The organism is Ectothiorhodospiraceae bacterium BW-2, from assembly GCA_008375315.1.
In the GTDB taxonomy this organism is placed as follows: Bacteria; Pseudomonadota; Gammaproteobacteria; order Thiohalomonadales; family Thiohalomonadaceae; genus BW-2.
This window is the reverse complement of sequence record CP032507.1, coordinates 501,414-516,965: the sequence shown is the minus strand read 5'-3', so window position 1 is coordinate 516,965 and position 15,552 is coordinate 501,414. Positions and strand designations below refer to the sequence as shown.

At 48.8% G+C, this 15,552-nt stretch carries 28 protein-coding genes and 4 pseudogenes; 22 read left to right on the top strand and 10 right to left on the bottom strand.

What is annotated here, in order from left to right:
- Nucleotide 1 precedes the first annotated feature (1 nt).
- The 3 genes and pseudogenes from D5085_02390 (at nt 2) to D5085_02380 (ending at nt 1,246) form a co-directional block, all read left to right on the top strand.
- Nucleotides 2–76, top strand: a pseudogene (locus D5085_02390) (mRNA interferase MqsR).
- 2 nt (nt 77–78) lie between these two features.
- Nucleotides 79–474: a type II toxin-antitoxin system MqsA family antitoxin gene (locus tag D5085_02385; protein QEP42084.1), complete on the top strand. Its 396-nt coding sequence runs from the start codon at nt 79–81 to the stop codon at nt 472–474.
- A 241-nt stretch (nt 475–715) separates the two neighbouring features.
- On the top strand, nt 716–1,246 hold the full coding sequence (locus D5085_02380; GenBank protein QEP42083.1) for a hypothetical protein: 531 nt from the start codon (nt 716–718) through the stop codon (nt 1,244–1,246).
- Between the two features lie 316 nt (nt 1,247–1,562).
- Here the strand turns inward: D5085_02380 and D5085_02375 are convergent.
- The 3 genes and pseudogenes from D5085_02375 to D5085_02365 all read right to left on the bottom strand — a co-directional run bounded on the left by D5085_02375 (nt 1,563) and on the right by D5085_02365 (nt 3,133).
- Nucleotides 1,563–1,685, bottom strand: a pseudogene (locus tag D5085_02375) (type II toxin-antitoxin system RelE/ParE family toxin).
- A gap of 359 nt (nt 1,686–2,044) precedes the next feature.
- Nucleotides 2,045–2,662 (bottom strand): transposase, encoded by a 618-nt coding sequence (locus D5085_02370; GenBank protein ID QEP42082.1) that lies wholly within the window; start codon nt 2,660–2,662, stop codon nt 2,045–2,047.
- 156 nt (nt 2,663–2,818) lie between these two features.
- Nucleotides 2,819–3,133 (bottom strand): hypothetical protein, encoded by a 315-nt coding sequence (locus D5085_02365; GenBank protein ID QEP42081.1) that lies wholly within the window; start codon nt 3,131–3,133, stop codon nt 2,819–2,821.
- Nucleotides 3,134–3,146: 13 nt separating this feature from the next.
- Here D5085_02365 and D5085_02360 point away from each other — a divergent pair, with 13 nt between their 5' ends.
- Together D5085_02360 and D5085_02355 are read left to right on the top strand one after the other, a co-directional pair.
- Nucleotides 3,147–3,410 carry a hypothetical protein gene (locus tag D5085_02360; protein QEP42080.1) on the top strand — a complete coding sequence of 88 codons (264 nt, stop codon included), beginning with the start codon at nt 3,147–3,149 and terminating at the stop codon, nt 3,408–3,410.
- A 25-nt stretch (nt 3,411–3,435) separates the two neighbouring features.
- Nucleotides 3,436–3,831 (top strand): type II toxin-antitoxin system MqsA family antitoxin, encoded by a 396-nt coding sequence (locus tag D5085_02355; GenBank protein QEP42079.1) that lies wholly within the window; start codon nt 3,436–3,438, stop codon nt 3,829–3,831.
- Nucleotides 3,832–4,277: 446 nt separating this feature from the next.
- On the opposite strand, the gene D5085_02350 is transcribed toward D5085_02355, so the two are convergent.
- Together D5085_02350 and D5085_02345 are read right to left on the bottom strand one after the other, a co-directional pair.
- Nucleotides 4,278–4,565, bottom strand: coding sequence for a type II toxin-antitoxin system RelE/ParE family toxin (locus D5085_02350; protein QEP42078.1), 288 nt, complete (start codon nt 4,563–4,565; stop codon nt 4,278–4,280).
- Nucleotides 4,562–4,849 carry a hypothetical protein gene (locus D5085_02345; GenBank protein ID QEP42077.1) on the bottom strand — a complete coding sequence of 96 codons (288 nt, stop codon included), beginning with the start codon at nt 4,847–4,849 and terminating at the stop codon, nt 4,562–4,564. The genes D5085_02350 and D5085_02345 overlap by 4 nt, the downstream gene beginning before the upstream one ends.
- 246 nt (nt 4,850–5,095) lie before the next feature.
- On the opposite strand from D5085_02345, the gene D5085_02340 reads away from it, so the two are divergent.
- The 6 genes from D5085_02340 (at nt 5,096) to D5085_02315 (ending at nt 7,475) form a co-directional block, all read left to right on the top strand.
- Nucleotides 5,096–5,251 (top strand): hypothetical protein, encoded by a 156-nt coding sequence (locus tag D5085_02340; GenBank protein QEP42076.1) that lies wholly within the window; start codon nt 5,096–5,098, stop codon nt 5,249–5,251.
- A gap of 18 nt (nt 5,252–5,269) precedes the next feature.
- Complete coding sequence (locus D5085_02335) at nt 5,270–5,452, top strand: type II toxin-antitoxin system HicA family toxin (GenBank protein QEP45021.1); 183 nt, start codon at nt 5,270–5,272, stop codon at nt 5,450–5,452.
- A 9-nt stretch (nt 5,453–5,461) separates the two neighbouring features.
- Nucleotides 5,462–5,854 (top strand): type II toxin-antitoxin system HicB family antitoxin, encoded by a 393-nt coding sequence (locus tag D5085_02330; protein ID QEP42075.1) that lies wholly within the window; start codon nt 5,462–5,464, stop codon nt 5,852–5,854.
- 73 nt (nt 5,855–5,927) lie between these two features.
- Nucleotides 5,928–6,662, top strand: coding sequence for a transposase (locus tag D5085_02325; GenBank protein ID QEP42074.1), 735 nt, complete (start codon nt 5,928–5,930; stop codon nt 6,660–6,662).
- Nucleotides 6,663–6,874: 212 nt separating this feature from the next.
- Nucleotides 6,875–7,183 (top strand): type II toxin-antitoxin system RelE/ParE family toxin, encoded by a 309-nt coding sequence (locus tag D5085_02320; protein QEP45020.1) that lies wholly within the window; start codon nt 6,875–6,877, stop codon nt 7,181–7,183.
- Nucleotides 7,173–7,475 carry a putative addiction module antidote protein gene (locus D5085_02315; protein ID QEP45019.1) on the top strand — a complete coding sequence of 101 codons (303 nt, stop codon included), beginning with the start codon at nt 7,173–7,175 and terminating at the stop codon, nt 7,473–7,475. Before D5085_02320 ends, D5085_02315 begins: the two co-directional genes overlap by 11 nt.
- 338 nt (nt 7,476–7,813) lie before the next feature.
- Here the strand turns inward: D5085_02315 and D5085_02310 are convergent, their stop codons facing one another.
- Both D5085_02310 and D5085_02305 read right to left on the bottom strand, forming a co-directional pair.
- Entirely contained in the window at nt 7,814–8,215 is a 402-nt protein-coding gene (locus D5085_02310) for a type II toxin-antitoxin system VapC family toxin (GenBank protein ID QEP42073.1), read from the bottom strand.
- On the bottom strand, nt 8,212–8,421 hold the full coding sequence (locus D5085_02305) for a hypothetical protein (GenBank protein ID QEP42072.1): 210 nt from the start codon (nt 8,419–8,421) through the stop codon (nt 8,212–8,214). The genes D5085_02310 and D5085_02305 overlap by 4 nt, the downstream gene beginning before the upstream one ends.
- Before the next feature lie 110 nt (nt 8,422–8,531).
- Here D5085_02305 and D5085_02300 point away from each other — a divergent pair, with 110 nt between their 5' ends.
- Both D5085_02300 and D5085_02295 read left to right on the top strand, forming a co-directional pair.
- On the top strand, nt 8,532–9,029 hold the full coding sequence (locus D5085_02300) for a transposase family protein (protein ID QEP42071.1): 498 nt from the start codon (nt 8,532–8,534) through the stop codon (nt 9,027–9,029).
- Nucleotides 9,030–9,037: 8 nt separating this feature from the next.
- Entirely contained in the window at nt 9,038–9,445 is a 408-nt protein-coding gene (locus D5085_02295; GenBank protein ID QEP42070.1) for a hypothetical protein, read from the top strand.
- A 158-nt stretch (nt 9,446–9,603) separates the two neighbouring features.
- Here the strand turns inward: D5085_02295 and D5085_02290 are convergent.
- Both D5085_02290 and D5085_02285 read right to left on the bottom strand, forming a co-directional pair.
- A pseudogene (locus tag D5085_02290) lies at nt 9,604–9,690 on the bottom strand (type II toxin-antitoxin system RelE/ParE family toxin).
- Nucleotides 9,691–9,696: 6 nt separating this feature from the next.
- A complete protein-coding gene (locus D5085_02285) occupies nt 9,697–9,957 on the bottom strand; it encodes an addiction module antitoxin (protein QEP45018.1) in 261 nt (86 codons plus the stop codon).
- 573 nt (nt 9,958–10,530) lie between these two features.
- Between D5085_02285 and D5085_02280 the strand changes: the two are divergent.
- From D5085_02280 to D5085_02250, 7 genes and pseudogenes are all read left to right on the top strand, one after another.
- Nucleotides 10,531–10,806: pseudogene (locus D5085_02280) on the top strand (plasmid maintenance system killer).
- Between the two features lie 16 nt (nt 10,807–10,822).
- Nucleotides 10,823–11,128 carry an addiction module antidote protein, HigA family gene (gene higA / locus D5085_02275; protein QEP42069.1) on the top strand — a complete coding sequence of 102 codons (306 nt, stop codon included), beginning with the start codon at nt 10,823–10,825 and terminating at the stop codon, nt 11,126–11,128.
- 255 nt (nt 11,129–11,383) lie between these two features.
- Nucleotides 11,384–11,947, top strand: a complete 564-nt coding sequence (locus D5085_02270; GenBank protein QEP42068.1) for a hypothetical protein — start codon at nt 11,384–11,386, stop codon at nt 11,945–11,947.
- Nucleotides 11,944–12,285 carry a hypothetical protein gene (locus D5085_02265; GenBank protein ID QEP42067.1) on the top strand — a complete coding sequence of 114 codons (342 nt, stop codon included), beginning with the start codon at nt 11,944–11,946 and terminating at the stop codon, nt 12,283–12,285. The genes D5085_02270 and D5085_02265 overlap by 4 nt, the downstream gene beginning before the upstream one ends.
- Before the next feature lie 177 nt (nt 12,286–12,462).
- The gene (locus tag D5085_02260; protein QEP42066.1) at nt 12,463–12,564 is read left to right on the top strand and encodes a hypothetical protein; all 102 of its coding nucleotides are present in this window, start codon (nt 12,463–12,465) and stop codon (nt 12,562–12,564) included.
- Between the two features lie 4 nt (nt 12,565–12,568).
- Nucleotides 12,569–12,850 (top strand): Fis family transcriptional regulator, encoded by a 282-nt coding sequence (locus D5085_02255; protein ID QEP45017.1) that lies wholly within the window; start codon nt 12,569–12,571, stop codon nt 12,848–12,850.
- 695 nt (nt 12,851–13,545) lie between these two features.
- Nucleotides 13,546–14,334 (top strand): hypothetical protein, encoded by a 789-nt coding sequence (locus D5085_02250; GenBank protein QEP42065.1) that lies wholly within the window; start codon nt 13,546–13,548, stop codon nt 14,332–14,334.
- Between the two features lie 218 nt (nt 14,335–14,552).
- Here the strand turns inward: D5085_02250 and D5085_02245 are convergent, their stop codons facing one another.
- Nucleotides 14,553–14,765: a hypothetical protein gene (locus D5085_02245; GenBank protein QEP42064.1), complete on the bottom strand. Its 213-nt coding sequence runs from the start codon at nt 14,763–14,765 to the stop codon at nt 14,553–14,555.
- A 92-nt stretch (nt 14,766–14,857) separates the two neighbouring features.
- Here D5085_02245 and D5085_02240 point away from each other — a divergent pair, with 92 nt between their 5' ends.
- Nucleotides 14,858–15,244 carry a hypothetical protein gene (locus D5085_02240; protein ID QEP42063.1) on the top strand — a complete coding sequence of 129 codons (387 nt, stop codon included), beginning with the start codon at nt 14,858–14,860 and terminating at the stop codon, nt 15,242–15,244.
- The gene (locus tag D5085_02235) at nt 15,241–15,552 is read left to right on the top strand and encodes a transposase (protein ID QEP42062.1); all 312 of its coding nucleotides are present in this window, start codon (nt 15,241–15,243) and stop codon (nt 15,550–15,552) included. Before D5085_02240 ends, D5085_02235 begins: the two co-directional genes overlap by 4 nt.

Below are 15,552 nucleotides of genomic sequence, written 5' to 3'. Positions count from 1 at the left end.
TACAAAGGCGGGCGCTGTATACCTGAAACTAACGGTCATTGATGATGTGCTAATAGTGTCTTTTAAGGAGCTATGAACATGAAATGTCCTGTTTGCGGCGCAGCGGAACTAATCCACGATACTCGCGACATCACTTACATCTACAAAGGTGAATCCACAGTAATCCCCGCTGTTACGGGGGATTTCTGCCCGGCATGCGATGAGTCTGTCACCGATATGGCTGAGACGGATCGTGTCATGCGTGAAATGCAGGATTTCAATCGGCAGGTCAATTCGACGATTGTTGACCCCATTTTCATTGTCACCGTGCGCAAGAAACTTAACCTTGGTCAGAAGGAAGCGGCCGAAATCTTCGGTGGGGGGGTTAATGCATTCTCGCGATACGAGAGCGGTAAGACCAAACCGCCTCTCGCCTTGGTCAAACTGCTCAGAGTTCTGGATCGTCACCCCGATTTGCTGAATGAAGTTCGTTAAGGCGATAGGCCACTACAAACAATTTCACCGTCCCCTTAACTCAACGACAGTGAAAGCCCATGCCCAGAAAACCGAGAGTCAATTTAGCCGGAGTAGCGGCACACATTATTCAACGCGGCAACAACCGCTAGGTAATCTTTAGCGGTATGGCAATACCTTCGCCAAAAAAATGAGGAGGGCGAGGGGCTAAGGTGATAAGCTTAAGTGACCAAACAACAAGCGAACACCGGAGCCCCAGCCCATGCCAGACATTATGCTACTTTTAACCTGTTTAAACTACGAGTTAGGAAAAACAAATCAGCGTCGTTTAGTTCGAATCGCTGAAGCGATGCTGTCGATGACAGGCCGAGTCACCATGTTGGGACTTTCCCGCTGGAGCGGTCGAGGGGGAAGCTATCGTACACTTCAGCGTTTTTTTCATAGCACGATTAATTGGCCACAACTGAATTGGTCGCTGTTTCAGAGCCATCTTTTAGGAGAGGATACCGAATGGGTGATGGCTGCGGATGAGGTTGTGGTCACGAAATCGGGTAAAAAAACATATGGCTTGGAACGATTTTTTTCTTCAATATATGGCAAGACGGTACCCGGATTGTGCTTTTTCAGTCTATCACTTATTAATGTAAAGCGACGCAGTTCGCACCCGATGCTGCTAGAGCCGATTATAAAAGAGGCAGCGGCGAGTTGTCCTAAAGGAACGAGGAATAAATGGGGTCAGAAACGAATTAAATTTTGTTACAATTTCACCGTCCCCCTAACTCAACGACAGTGACGCCCGATGCCCGAAAAACCGAGAGTCAATTTAGCCGGAGTAGAGGCCGTCGGGTTACGCTACGCTAACCCGACCTACGTGCTTTGATGGAGAACGATTCATCCGCTATGCCAGCACCTTGCTCAAAGAGTTTGGCTCAGCGGTGGGACGACCTGATTCATTGGTGCAACTTTCCGAGCGGCGCCAATGCAAATATCTGCGCGGCATTGGTATGGCAAAAAGGGTGTTGGCGAATGCGGCGTAGGGTTGCAGCGTGTAGTGGTGGAAGGGAGGCTGCGCTGCAACTTCGCTGTCGGGTTACGCGTTGTGCATCAAGTTACAAGTGGCGTAGCGAATCCATGCGAGTGTGCAATATGCGAATGACTGCAATTCCGTAGTCGGTTACGCGGAAGTAGATCATGTATCTGTCCGCAACCCATCGGCGATAGCCTGCGCGGATGCGGAAGCTGTCAAGCAATTTGAGACCAGTTGTTAAAAAAATAAAGCTCTAAATCTAGCCGGTGATTGCCACTGCCCTCACCGGCAAATTTCGCCTATGTTGAGTCATGACGCAACAAGGAGCGAACATGACCCTCATGGCCCTTTGCCGCAAGAGCCAAGCCCTTCAGCAAGGGGGAGCTGCAAGGCGAACTGCAACCCCTAATCTAGGAACCTCCCTCCTGCACCGCGTTACCCACAGCCCGCCCCCCTACGATAATAAGGGGGTCTCCGGGGGGCGGGCTATGGATAACGCTCTGTCATTCAGCCACCACAACCGGCTAAAGCCATCGACGATAGACCCACTAGCGGCACCGTCACTCATCTCTCCTTCGCTCTATTCAGGGTTGGATAGTTGACCTCCAGCGACCCCACCCCCTCCTCCGGTAGAGCGGGGTTAATCCATACCTCAGTAGGGGGTTGCTTAACCTTGGGCTCACCATGAATAAAGCGTTTCGGATGCTGCTGATAGGCCTGCTTCAGCGCCTGTTCACGCTGCTCGCTAACCTCCTTGTAACGACCGGTAAATACCTGCTCTGGAGTGAACCACGCAATCCCTCGATGGTGGTGGTGGAAACAGTACCAGTCAACATAGTCACTAAACCATATTCTGGCATGGTCAACTCCTGTCAATCGTTGAGGATAATCGGGTTGTTGCTTGAGTGTTTTAAATTGACTCTCGCTAAACGGATTGTCGTTACTGACTCGTGGACGGCTGTGGGAGCAGGTGATCCCCAGTTCGGCCATCAAGTCGAGATAGCCTCTGGCGGTCATCGGCACACCTCTATCCTGATGCAGTGTTAAGCCACTGAGCGCGACCCGATAGCGAGCCGCTGCGTCACTGATTAACAGCTTGGAGAGCTCACTATTCTCCTTCCTTGAGACCATCCAAGCCACAATAAAACGGCTGTAGAGATCCATCACCACATAGAGATTCAAGAAGTTACCCTGCTCTGTGGTGGGAAGCTTAGAAATAAATGGGGTCAGAAACGAATTAAATTTTGTTACAATTTCACCGTCCCCTTAACTCAACGACAGTGACGCCCGATGCCCGAAAAACCGAGAGTCAATTTAGCCGGAGTAGAGGCCGTCGGGTTACGCTACGCTAACCCGACCTACATGCTGTTCAGTGGTAGCTATCTGATTCAGAAATACCAATCGCCACAACGAGACTCCATGGTTGAAGCGGAATTGCAATGGGTAGCAGAGCAGATAGCCCTCTACCGGCAACGACTCTATGACCTCTCCTGGTATATGCGCTGCCTCAACGAACACATCGCCCGGGAAGCCAATGCCGAAGAGAAAGTGCATCCCCCTCCGCGGCGGCTCCAAAAGCATCCCGAAGAAAAACATCACCCCCTGGCCGGCAAACCCCTGTGCGCCTGGGTGCCAGAGGCCGCCACCAACCACAAGGATATAGAAGATGTCGATAGAAAAAGTCCTGCCGCTCGTTCAAGCTTTACCGCATTCCGAAAAGTTTCAGCTTATGCAAGCCTTGCTGACACAAATTGCACAAGAAGAGGGGCTTTCTTTACAAGCGCAGTCCGCATTAAAAAGCAATCAAGGACAACCGATGGCGGTGATTCTTCAGCGCATGGCTGATCGGAATGCTCTGGCTCATATCGCAGATCCTGCCGAATGGCAACGCACGATCCGGGAAGATCGCCCCTTGCCAGGTAGGGAATAATTGATGTTATTAGACAGCTATGAACATGAAATGTCCTGTTTGCGGCGCAGCGGAACTAATCCACGATACTCGCGACATCACTTACACCTACAAAGGTGAATCCACAGTAATCCCTGCTGTTACGGGGGATTTCTGCCCGGCATGCGATGAGTCTGTCACCGATATGGCTGAGACGGATCGTGTCATGCGTGAAATGCAGGATTTCAATCGGCAGGTGAATTCGACGATTGTTGACCCCATTTTCGTTGTCACCGTGCGCAAGAAACTTAACCTTGGTCAGAAGGAAGCGGCCGAAATCTTCGGTGGGGGGGTTAATGCATTCTCGCGATACGAGAGCGGTAAGACCAAACCGCCTCTCGCCTTGGTCAAACTGCTCAGAGTTCTGGATCGTCACCCCGATTTGCTGAATGAAGTTCGTTAAAATAAATGGGATCAGAACTGAATTAATTCTTGTTGGCGACAAATCCAAGGAGCAAAAGCAAATTATTACGATGTTCTTGGCGCTGCTAATGTTGGGTTGCTGAGTTCGTTGCAGCTGGAACATTGTCACACTGATTATGCATAATCTTTTTGCATGTCTTCATTCTCCGCAGCACCCACCGTTAAGTCCGAAATTTTGGCGCAAACCGGGACGACTGCTCTACTGTCTTAACCACTCCATGCCGTTCTCCTCTAACGGCTACGCAACCCGCAGCCATGCCATTGCAACAGCACTCACCCGGGCGGGTAAAGAGATTATTGCCGTCACGCGCCCTGGATTGCCGTGGGATAAACCCGGGTTTAACAACCGAAGCTACAAGTCTCATCACATGATTGACGGTGTACGCTATCTGTTTTTTGCTCCTGCCAGACCTTATATATAAGGTACTAATCCCGCACTGACGGCCACTGTATAGCCGCGTGCAAGACGCGCAGCATGCGCACCATATCGCCGGTTATGTCATAGACCAGAATGTAATTTTGATGCGCGACCAGTTCACGCGTTACGGCAATGCGACCCGGCCGGCCAAGGTTGGGGTGATCGACCAAGCGGCCAGCCTTCTCTTCAAATAGTTCATCGAGAGCCAGCGCTGCGGCCGGGTTGTCAGCCTCGATGTAGTCATAGATTTCGTCGCGGTCTTGTATCGCCTCTGGCGTCCAGAAAAGTTGCCTCATTTGAAGGCGTCAATCCGGCGGTGTGTTGCGGCTCGCTTTGCCGCGAACTTGGCTTCTGCTTCGACCGAGGGAATCAAGTTGCCGTTGTTGGCAGAATTCAGGCCGATTTGCACTTGGCGACGGAACCAAGCGTCATGCTCGGCAGCATCTTCCTGATGTCGCACATACTCGCGCATGAAGTCGCGTAGGAGTTGCGCGCCAGTACGGTCGCGTTCCTTCGCGGCTGTGGAGAACTGGGTTTTCAGCGCCTCATCGACCCGAAAGGTAAAAGTGACTTCGCTCATGCTGCTGCCCTCATGTGTTACATTGTAAATACATGATAGCACAGCACCAAGTGGTCGGCGAGATAGAATAAAAGGAATAAAAGGGGTCAGAGACGAATTAAATTTTGTTACAATTTCACCGTCCCCCTAATTCAACGACAGTGACGCCAGATGCTCGGAAAACCGAGAGTCAATTTAGCCGGAGTAGCGGCACACATTATTCAACGCGGCAATAACCGCTAGGTAATCTTTGCCTGTGATGGCGATATGCGGGTTTATCTCACCTGGCTAAAAGACTATGCCAAGCAATTCGAAGTCTCACTCCACAGCTGGGTACTCATGACCAACCATGTTCACCTGCTCTGCAACTACAGGACACCCATTTCGTTAAATGGTAGGTATGGTGTTGAACATCTTTGCTAGGTGGTTATAATAACCACCATGAACAGCAAACAGATCATCAAGCAATTGGAAGCCGACGACTGGTTTTTGGCGCGAGTGAAAGGCTCGCATCACCAGTTCAAGCACCCGAACAAGCCTGGCTTGGTGACTGTGAAGCATCCTGACAGTGACATTCCTGCCGGTACACTTAACAGCATTCGTAAACAGGCGGGTTGGAAATAGGAGGTTACAATGCGTTTCCCGGTTGTTTTGCACTCTGATGATGGTGTGCGCTTTGGCGTGACTGTGCCTGATTTGCCTGGCTGCTTCTCATCTGGCGACTCCTTTGATTCTGCCCTGGATTCGGTTCTTGAAGCCATCGACCTGCATCTTGAAGGGCTAACAGAAGATGGTGGCGAGGTTCCTGTACCCAGAGCTATTGCTGAACATCGCACCAATCCAGACTATGCAGACGGCGTGTGGGCGGCAGTTGATGTGGATGTATCGCGGTATGATGGTCGGTCGGAGAAGATCAATATCACTCTCCCTCGTCGTCTGTTGGCTAAGATCGATGACTACGCACGCACGCACGGGGCTACGCGCTCGGGATTTCTGGCAGATGCGGCCAGGGCTGCCATGCGTTAATAAAAGGGGTCAGAGACGAATTAAATTTTGTTACAATTTCACCGTCCCCTTAACTCAACGACAGTGAAAGCTCATGCCCAGAAAACCGAGAGTCAATTTAGCCGGAGTAGCGGCACACATTATTCAACGCGGCAATAACCGCCAGGTTATCTTTGCCTGTGATGACGATATGCGGGTTTATCTCACCTGGCTAAAAGACTATGCCAAGCAATTCGAAGTCTCACTCCACAGCTGGGTACTGATGACCAACCATGTTCACCTGCTCTGCACCCCCGGCAGCGCTACAGCCCTCTCCGCAATGATGCAAGCCGTGGGGCGTCGCTATGTCCAATACTTTAACCGCAGCTATAAACGGTCAGGCACCCTATGGGAAGGGCGTTTTCGCTCCTGCTTAGTGCAGGAAGAGCGCTACTTGCTGCAGCTTTACCGTTACATAGAACTAAACCCGGTCAGAGCCGGCATGGTCGATGACCCGGCCAACTATAGCTGGTCAAGCTATCAGGGGAATGGTTTGGGTAAAACCATAGCCATGCTAACCCCCCATTCAAGCTACCTCAGACTCGGTCACACCGATAAAGAGCGACAACACAACTATCGTGACCTGTTTAAATATCAAATTGACGGGCAACTGATAGATGATATTCGAAAGGCAACGAATAAAGGCCTGGCACTGGGTAATGAACGGTTTATTGCCGAAATAGAACACCTAACCGGTACGCGATTACAGGCAGCTAAGCGGGGGAGGCGAACGGGATGGCGAAAAACCAACGCTTCAGCCGGTTTGCCCAAATCATCAGGCAGCGTGTAGTGGGGGGGAGGCTGCGCTGCAACTTCGCTGTCGGGTTACGCTATGCTAACCCGACCTACATGCTATGTCAGCTATCGTAAACAGCTGAGCGAAGCGGGCAAACGGCCACCACAAACCGACTTCGGACTCTATGCTGTTAGCCACCACTACCTTGTTGGCTCCGGCTGAGTCGGTATCATTGAATGATTGTAGTTTATGGACTACAATTGCCTATGCTTGAAATCAAACAGACTGATAATTACCGTAAGTGGGAACGCAAACTACGGGATCAGCGTGCTAAAGCGACGATTGCAGCGCGTATATTCCGTTTAGCTAATGGCTTGCCAGGGGATGTTCAGCCAGTCGGCCAGGGTCTCAGTGAACTACGAATTCATTATGGTCCCGGCTATCGCATCTACTTTAAGCGACGAGGAAGCGAGATCGTCATTTTACTGTGCAGTGGCGACAAGAGTACGCAGCAACGCGATATTGAGATAGCACAGCGCCTTGCAGAAGAGTGGGGGATGAATGATGAGCGATAAAATATTTGATTACGATCCGGCAGAAGCACTGGAAAACGATGAGGCAGTCGCTGTTTTTCTGGCAGATGCACTGGAAACAGGTGATTCTGCCTATATTGCCAAGGCGATGGGAGTCGTGGCACGGGCTAAAGGTATGAGTGATCTTGCCCGGGAAACAGGACTTTCTCGTGAGCAGTTGTATCGTTCATTTAGTGCGCAGGGCAACCCGACATTGAAGACTCTACTGGCCGTGACGCGAGCCCTTGGTGTTGACTTAACGGCTCGGCCGCATGAACCTGATGTTGTCTCATAAAATAAATGGGGTCATAACTCAACGACAGTGAAAGCCCATGCCCAGAGAGCAGATATGAGTAAAGCTGTCACAGAAGAGATAAACGATGATTCAGGGATACATTCCATTAATAAACCGGTGATTAAAGATAGGCAAGACCCACTGGAAATGGCTTCAATTGAATGTTTCTTTGCCAATGATAAGGATGAAGACGTCCAATGGAATGATGTGTTTAAAGAAAAATAAATGAGGGTAAACAGAGTGGGTATGCAATAAGTCTATTATTGTTCTGACGTCAACTTGCTTTTCTTGATATATCCTCCTTATTTATTGACTGTAGGACACACACTTTTTTCAACCTACCACACTGTCTGCAAACCATATTTCGCGTATGCGCCGAACTCACTCTCTTTTGCTACCAAAATCAATTTCGTGGAAATCGCCTGCCAAATCAGCATCCGATCAAAGGGGTCTCGGTGTATTAACGGTAGTTGATAAAATGTCGCGGCTTCTTGCGCTTCCAGCGGCAAAATTTGGTAGCCCATGATGCTTTCCGCAATTGCAGGTAACTCATCCGGTGTATAGTTTTCCAGAGTTAATTTTCCCAGTGCGGTTTTCAATGAGATTTCCCAAAACATTATGCTGCTGACATATACTGGATTTTCCGGCATGGACAATAATTCATGGGCCTTGTCACCGAGTTTTTCTTCCGCATTGAGCGACCACAAAAACATATGAATATCGAGCAGAAAACCGTTCATGACTGCAAAAATTCTTCATCAGTCATTTTGAAATTTTCTTGAAATGTGACTTTCATGCGTCCTTTTAACGCTCCTAACGGACGTTTTTGTGTCGGTTTGCGGGATTGCCGTGCTGCTCTGATCAAGTCGGTAACAAACAATTCCGGGTTCGCCAGCGCTTTCAATTCTCGCCCGACATCATCGGGTAAATCCAATGTTACTTGCATAATTCGGTATCCTCTTCCACATAGGGCGCAAAAACATTAAAGTTGTTTCCCAATCAAACCATATAGTTTATAATTAATTTTTTTAAACAATTTTTTGAAAGGTTTTAATGATGAAATTTAGCACATCAGAGTTAAATACTGATAGAGGTTGGGCTGCTGCTACTGGCATAAAGAAAAAGCAGTTTTACTTAATTTTGGAAACTTTCGAAAAAAGCCACTCTAGTATTATCGAATCGAAATTACTTAAAAATACGATTGAAATTGGTGATGAATTCTGTATCAAAAACACAGAGGAACTTTTATTTTTTACGCTGTTCAGTTTAAAGAGTGGATTAACTTATGATAACTTGGGTTTTGTGGCTGGAATATCATCATCTTATGCGCACAAAATTCAAGCATTTGGTCTCTCTGTTTTGGAGCACGCATTAAATGAGTTAGAATGTATGCCAATTAGAAAATTTAAGGATCCCACTGAATTTAAAGAGTTTTTTGAGAAAAATAATATCGAAAACATACTCATAGACGCAACCGAGCAACCGAAACAAAGACCATCAGAATATGATAGACAAAAAGAACATTTTTCAGGTAAAAAAAAAGGCATACAGTAAAGGCTTTAGTGATTGCAACCTCTGGAAGAAATATCCCATATATAAGTATGCCATATGCAGGTAGTGTACATGATTTTTCAATGATGAAGCAAGAATTTGATCCGATGGAAAACTGGTTTGAAAATATGAATGCAAATGTTGATTTAGGGTTTCTTGGTATTGAGTCTGTTTATGATTTTAACTCAATAAAAATTCCACATAAAAAACCTAAAAATGGCTCATTGACAGATGAGCAAAAAGCAGAAAATAAAATGGTTGGTTCTGAGAGGATTTTCGTTGAACATAGCATTGGTGGGCTAAAACGTTTTAGAGCTTTAGCTGATAGATTAAGAACTCATTCCGTCAAGTTATATAGCAAAATACTAGGAATATGCGCTGGAATCTGGAATTTCTCTCTCGCTAACCCATTGATTTAAAAAAAGAAACATGTCTATTATCAATTATCATGTGTCCATTATCCACTCAACATACCCTTAATTCAACGACAGAATAAAGGGTCAAAAGGGGGCAGAACGTTCGCAGTAACAACAATCGTTCTAGCGGGTTAAAGTCCCGCCCGGGAAATCATAATAAAAGTACCCCAACGGTCACGGGTATAACGGTAAATTTCGTCAATCCGGTAGGACGCAGCTTCCTGAATGCGGATACTGGTTTTGGGCATGACCTGTTAGACTTTATTGCGTGCGATCACTTCCGCCGCGGTCAGCAGGTGATAGGTTGTTTCGGGTGCTGCATAGGCGTGTTTCAGTTCGGCTTTGAGGCGCTCAAATGTTTCCGTTTCCTTTCGTTCTTTGTCGCGCCGGATCAGGTCGCGTACATATTCGCTAACGTTCTCGTAGGCACCGTGCTCGCTCACGTTCGAGGCAACGAAGTCGCGGAGTGAGCCACTGAGTCGAACGGTCATCGTTGTGGTGGCTGATCTGTTCATAATATCCTCCTTTAATAATTTAGTGTGTTCAATATATTCAATATTAAATACGGCCTTGTTCATCGTTTCGCCATTTTTTGCCCCCACCCCAACCCTCCCCCGCTGGGGGGGGTTGGAGGGGGGAATAATAGAAACCGCAAGCCTGACGGAACGATGAACAAGGCCTTAAATACAAAAGCAAGTCAGCCATCCAGCAATAAAAGGGGTCACAATACAATAAAAGGGGTCAGAGACGAATTAAATTTTGTTACAATTTCACCGTCCCCCTAACTCAACGACAGTGACGCCCGATGCCCAGAAAACCGAGAGTCAATTTAGTCAGAGTAGCGGCACATATTATTCAACGCGGCAATAACCGCTAGGTAATCTTTACTTGTGATGACGATAACGGACATATAAAGGACACCCATCGACTATGCCAGGGTCAGAGGCCTGGCGTGAGAGCCAAAGCAGTGCTGGCATGGGTAGAGAATGACGCGATGCTGGCTATTGATACCCTGCCGATGGCTGCCAACGGTTACACATTTAATCAACTGGTTTACATGTGTAACCAGTTGGATTATACTTCATCCCATGATCAAGACTTTTAAGTGCAAAAGCTTGGCGGCACTATGGCAGTCAGGCAAATCCAAGATCGACAAGCGCATGCACCAACGGATACTGATCCGATTGGCTGTGATCAACGAGGCTGCAGGTGTTGATGATATTAATTTACCAGGCTATAACTTTCACATTCTGTAGGGCTTCAACCCTAAGCGCTATACTGTTCATGTGAACGGCCCTTGGTGCCTCACTTTTGAATTCACAGGTGGCAATGCCTACGAGGTTGATTTTGAGCAGTACCATTAAGCGATGAGGAAATACTATGGCTATTTCGGCAAAACAGAATCACGACCGCTGCCCTCCGCATCCCGGTGAGGTGATCCAGGACATACTGGATGACTTGGATTACAGCAAGAGCAATGTGGCGAAGATGCTGGGGATATCACGCCAGCAACTTCACGCCATATTGGCCGCACGAAAGCCCGTATCGCCTGAAATAGCCGCCCGTCTAGGCAAGTTGTTCGGTAACGGCCCTGCTCTGTGGCTGCGTTTGCAGGCAGGATATGATGCTTGGCATGCGGAACGTGAAATTGATGTAAGTAATGTGCCCTCATTGAGGGTGGCCTGATCACGGGAAATAAAAGGGGTCAGAGGTGAATTAAATTTTGTGACCATCTCACCATCCTCCTAACCCAACCATCCCCCCCCTGACCTAACCGGCTCCCCCTTGCCACCCCCACAAACTTAACGCTGCAATTTCCCCATGAAGCGTCACCCGTTCCCACTCACCCCATAACGCCGCCGCCAATGGCACCGGCTATTTGGCCTGATGGTACAACAACAATGTCACGACAGCCCGTACCGGGTAGAAGTAGAAGTTGATGTGGCTAAAGTGCCGCAATTTCTCGATGTAGTCGTGATCGAACAGACCGAAGCGAGCGACTGGCCGGGAGCAACCACCCTGCCCGATGGCCTGACACAGCTACAGCGTTACAACCTGATGACCTTTAAATCGCACCACGAATCACTCACCGACTGGTCAATTAAAGAGCTGATAGGTTACTATGTCAGCTATCGTAAACAGCTAAACGAAGCGGGCAAACGGCCACCACAAACCGACTTCGGACTCTATGCTGTTAGCCACCACTACCCGCAAAAACTGGCCAACTACCTGACCACAGATAACACAACCGGCCTCTACCAACTCCGGTGGGGCAGTGATACGATACAACTTATCGTTTTAAGCCAAATTGACACTGCCCCCCGCAATGACCTGTCGCACCTGTTTAGCCACCAAATCGAACGGGTACGCCAAGCGAGCCAACGCTACCGGCAATACTCAAATGAGATCATCTATGGCGTAGTACAGCAACTACTAGAGATATACAGTGAAGAGGAAAATTTACTATTTATTGATGTACCTTATATGGTACAATTTGCCACATGAGCACAGAACCAATTTTGACTGTCAGTTTTTTTCTCACAAGTTCTGGTAACGAGCCAGTCCGCAACTGGTTGAAAGATATGGGACGCGATGATAGGAAAGTGATTGGCGAAGATATAATGCTTGTGCAGTTTCGCTGGCCTTTGGGTATGCCATTGGTCAGGAAGATGGAAGCTGATCTATGGGAGGTGCGGAGTAATTTGAGCAATGGCAATATTGCCCGAACTGGCCTTGTTCATCGTTTCGTCACCCTTGCGATTTCTATTATGCCCATCCAACCAAGTGTGATTCAAACCGTGCTTTTTAGACGACCCTTTTTTCCAGTAATCCACGGCGTGTAGGGGCGGGTTTCAAACCCGCCCCTACGAAACCCGGGTATTGTTCATCGTCTCGTCACCCTCATGAGGCATAACTCCCTCGCCTTCCCTTTTCGCCTCCCCCAGCGGGGAGGGGTGGAGGGGAGCTGACGAAGAGATGAACAAGGCCCCCGAACTTTTTTCACTGTCCGTGATGGAGTCATGATATTACTGCATGGATTCATCAAAAAATCGCAGAAAACACATCAAAAAGAAATTGACCTGGCTCGTGCTCGAAAAGATCAATGGTTTGATGAGGTATAAGTTCATGAATAAACATACAGGCAGCAGCTTTGATGATTTTCTCGAAGAAGAAGGTATTCTGGAAGAAGTCTCAGCGAAAGCACACAAACGCTTATTGGCACTTCAGCTTGCTGATATTATGGAAGAAAACAGTATTACCAAAACGAGTTTGGCAGAAAAGTTAAAGACTAGCCGTTCTCAGCTAGACAGGATTCTTGATCCAGAAAATACTTCTGTAACTATAGAGATTCTGGAGCGTGTTGCCCACGCTGTTGGTAAGAAACTCCATATTGAATTCGCGGAATAAATGGGGTCATGAATAAATGGGGTCAGAGACGAATTAAATTTTGTTACAATTTCACCGTCCTCTTAACTCAACGACAGGACAGTGACGCCCGATGCCCAGAAAACCGAGAGTCAATTTAGTCAGAGTAGCGGCACATATTATTCAACGCAGAACCACAACCCCCCTAATCTAACCGGGCCTTGTTTAAATAAAAGGGGTCAAAATAAAAGGGGTCAGAGGTGAATTAAATTTTGTGACCATCTCACCATCCTCCTAACCCAACCATCCCCCCCTGACCTAATCGGCTCCCCCTTGCCACCCCCACAAACTTAACGCTGCAATTTCCCCATGAAGCGTCACCCGTCCCCACTCACCCCACAACGCCGCCGCCAATGGCACCGGCTCTTTGGCCTGATGGTACAACAACAATGTCACGACAGCCCGTACCGGGTAGAAGTAGAAGTTGATGTGGCCAAAGTGCCGCAATTTCTCGATGTCGTCGTGATCGAACAGACCGAAGCGAGCGACTAGCCCGGAGCTGCCACCCTGCCCGATGGCCTGACACAGCTACAGCGTTACAACCTGATGACCTTATGATTCGCCTACCCGATAATTTGGAGATACAGTTCCATCCTACAGCTATTACCCCCTATGTCAAACCCGATTCCTGTTACCCTCTTCTCTGACCATGCGGCACTATCAGCCGGAGGACCGCTATGGCATCCGCGCGGATTGATTCCACCAAAGTGTCGTATGATAACTGTTGGCCGCTACCCGAAACAGCTTCTGCATTAGCGTTAGATAGCTGTTATGATGAGCGGCTATGGATGGTGACCGATAAAAGTTTTGGTTATCTGAACCTAGATAGCGGCTTCTACCATCGTCGGATTAAGTTACCCCTTTCGTATCTATTCCGTGCTAACGATGGCGCGACTGACCCGAATGGTGACTTCTGGTTTGGCTCTATGGCGTGGCGTCCGCTGGGCTTAGACGGCTCGCTGTACCAAATTACCGCTGCAGGGGAGCTGATTGATCATCTCGTCTCACTCGGGATTCCTAATACTCTCTGTTGGTCTGCTGATGGGACAAAGCTCTATCTTATCGACGCTTGGCAGCAGAGGTTATTCTGTTTTCAACGAGGGCGTAACCAACTGTGGAGCTCTGTTGAGCTGTTGCTCGACCTCTCAAAAGCTCCTGCAACGCCGGATGGTGGGGCTCTTGATAGCGACGGTAACTTATGGAACTGCCACTGGGGTGGGGCAGCAGTTAATCAGTACAACCCCAAAGGTGAGCTGCTGCAAACGATTAATGTACCGCTACCGAGGCCAACCAGCTGCTGCTTTGGGGGGGATGACTTGGATACTCTGTTTATTACGACCGCCAGCGAAGGATTATCCCGCTCGCAGTTGCAGCAATATCCTCTTTCCGGCCAGGTATTACAGTGTAAACCGGGGGTAACCGGGCAGAGAGTGGTGCCCTTTAAGGGGATACAAACGAGCGGATAACTATAAAGCACATAAAAAGGGGGGCAGTGGTTTGGGTAAAACAACAGCCATGCTAACCCCCCCCCTTCAGCCTAAAGCCTAAGTTAATCTGTGCGCGATTACAGGCAGCTAAGCGGAGGTAGGCAACGGGATGGAGAAAAGCCAACGATTCAGCCGGTTAATTGTGGGAGAGGATGGGAGTAATGGCTGTTAATGGCTCCCTTTCCCGACTTTCGTGTTTAACTCTGCTGATTCAGCTGCTTTTTTAACCCCGCTAACTCAGCTAAAGCCTGCTCCCGCTCGGCTTGAGCTTGTTGTAGCTCCTGCTCCAGCCTATCGTTTTCACGCTGAATGGTTATCTGCTCCCGTTGTGCCTCAATTCGGGAGAAGTAGAGGCAGCGATCCTGCTTTTTGGCATACAAGGTTCTGCGGGTGCATAGCGCCTGACTCATCTCTTTAGTCGTAACCTTACGCCACCATAGCGTAAAAAGCCCCGAAAAATTTGTTTCACTACTCCCCTGATGAACCACAGAGGAGAACAGAGATGCCGAACCCCACCCTAGCAGCCGTATCGCAGGCCTTTAAAGATTGGCGGGAGAACCCGGAAAAGAGCGCGCGAAGCCGAATTCCCGAGGCGCTGCAACAACAAACCGTAGCGTTAATAGGCCACTACCCGGTGAGCCACATACTCAAAGCGCTGCGCATCAATTACCGTCAACTCAGCAGCTGGAAGAAGAGCCGGGAGGAGAACGACACCATCCCGGGATTCATCGCGCTTGAACCGTCAGAGCCGACTAGCGAACCTCTTCTGGCTCTCAAATGGACGACCGAAACCACTACCGGTCGACCATTGAGTGTGGAGGGCGAGTTATCACCGGAACAATGGCGGCAACTACTGCCCCTGCTCAGTCAGATGGGAGCTAACTCATGATCTACCTCACAGAACAGACTCCGGTGATGATAGCGACAGCACCGGCTGATTTTCGCCGTGGCATCGACGGCTTTGTCGCGCTGTGCCAACACCAACTCGGCCAACAGCCGCGCTCGGGCACCGTGTTTGCCTTTATTAACCGCTCCAAAACGATGATTCGCCTGCTGGTCTATGAGAACAATGGCTACTGGCTGATGACCAAACGCCTCTCCAAAGGCAAATACCGGGGTTGGCCTCGCCCGGCAGAGCCGATAAGTGCGATTAAGGCACAACAATTACGCCAACTCCTCTCAAATTTGGTAAGATAG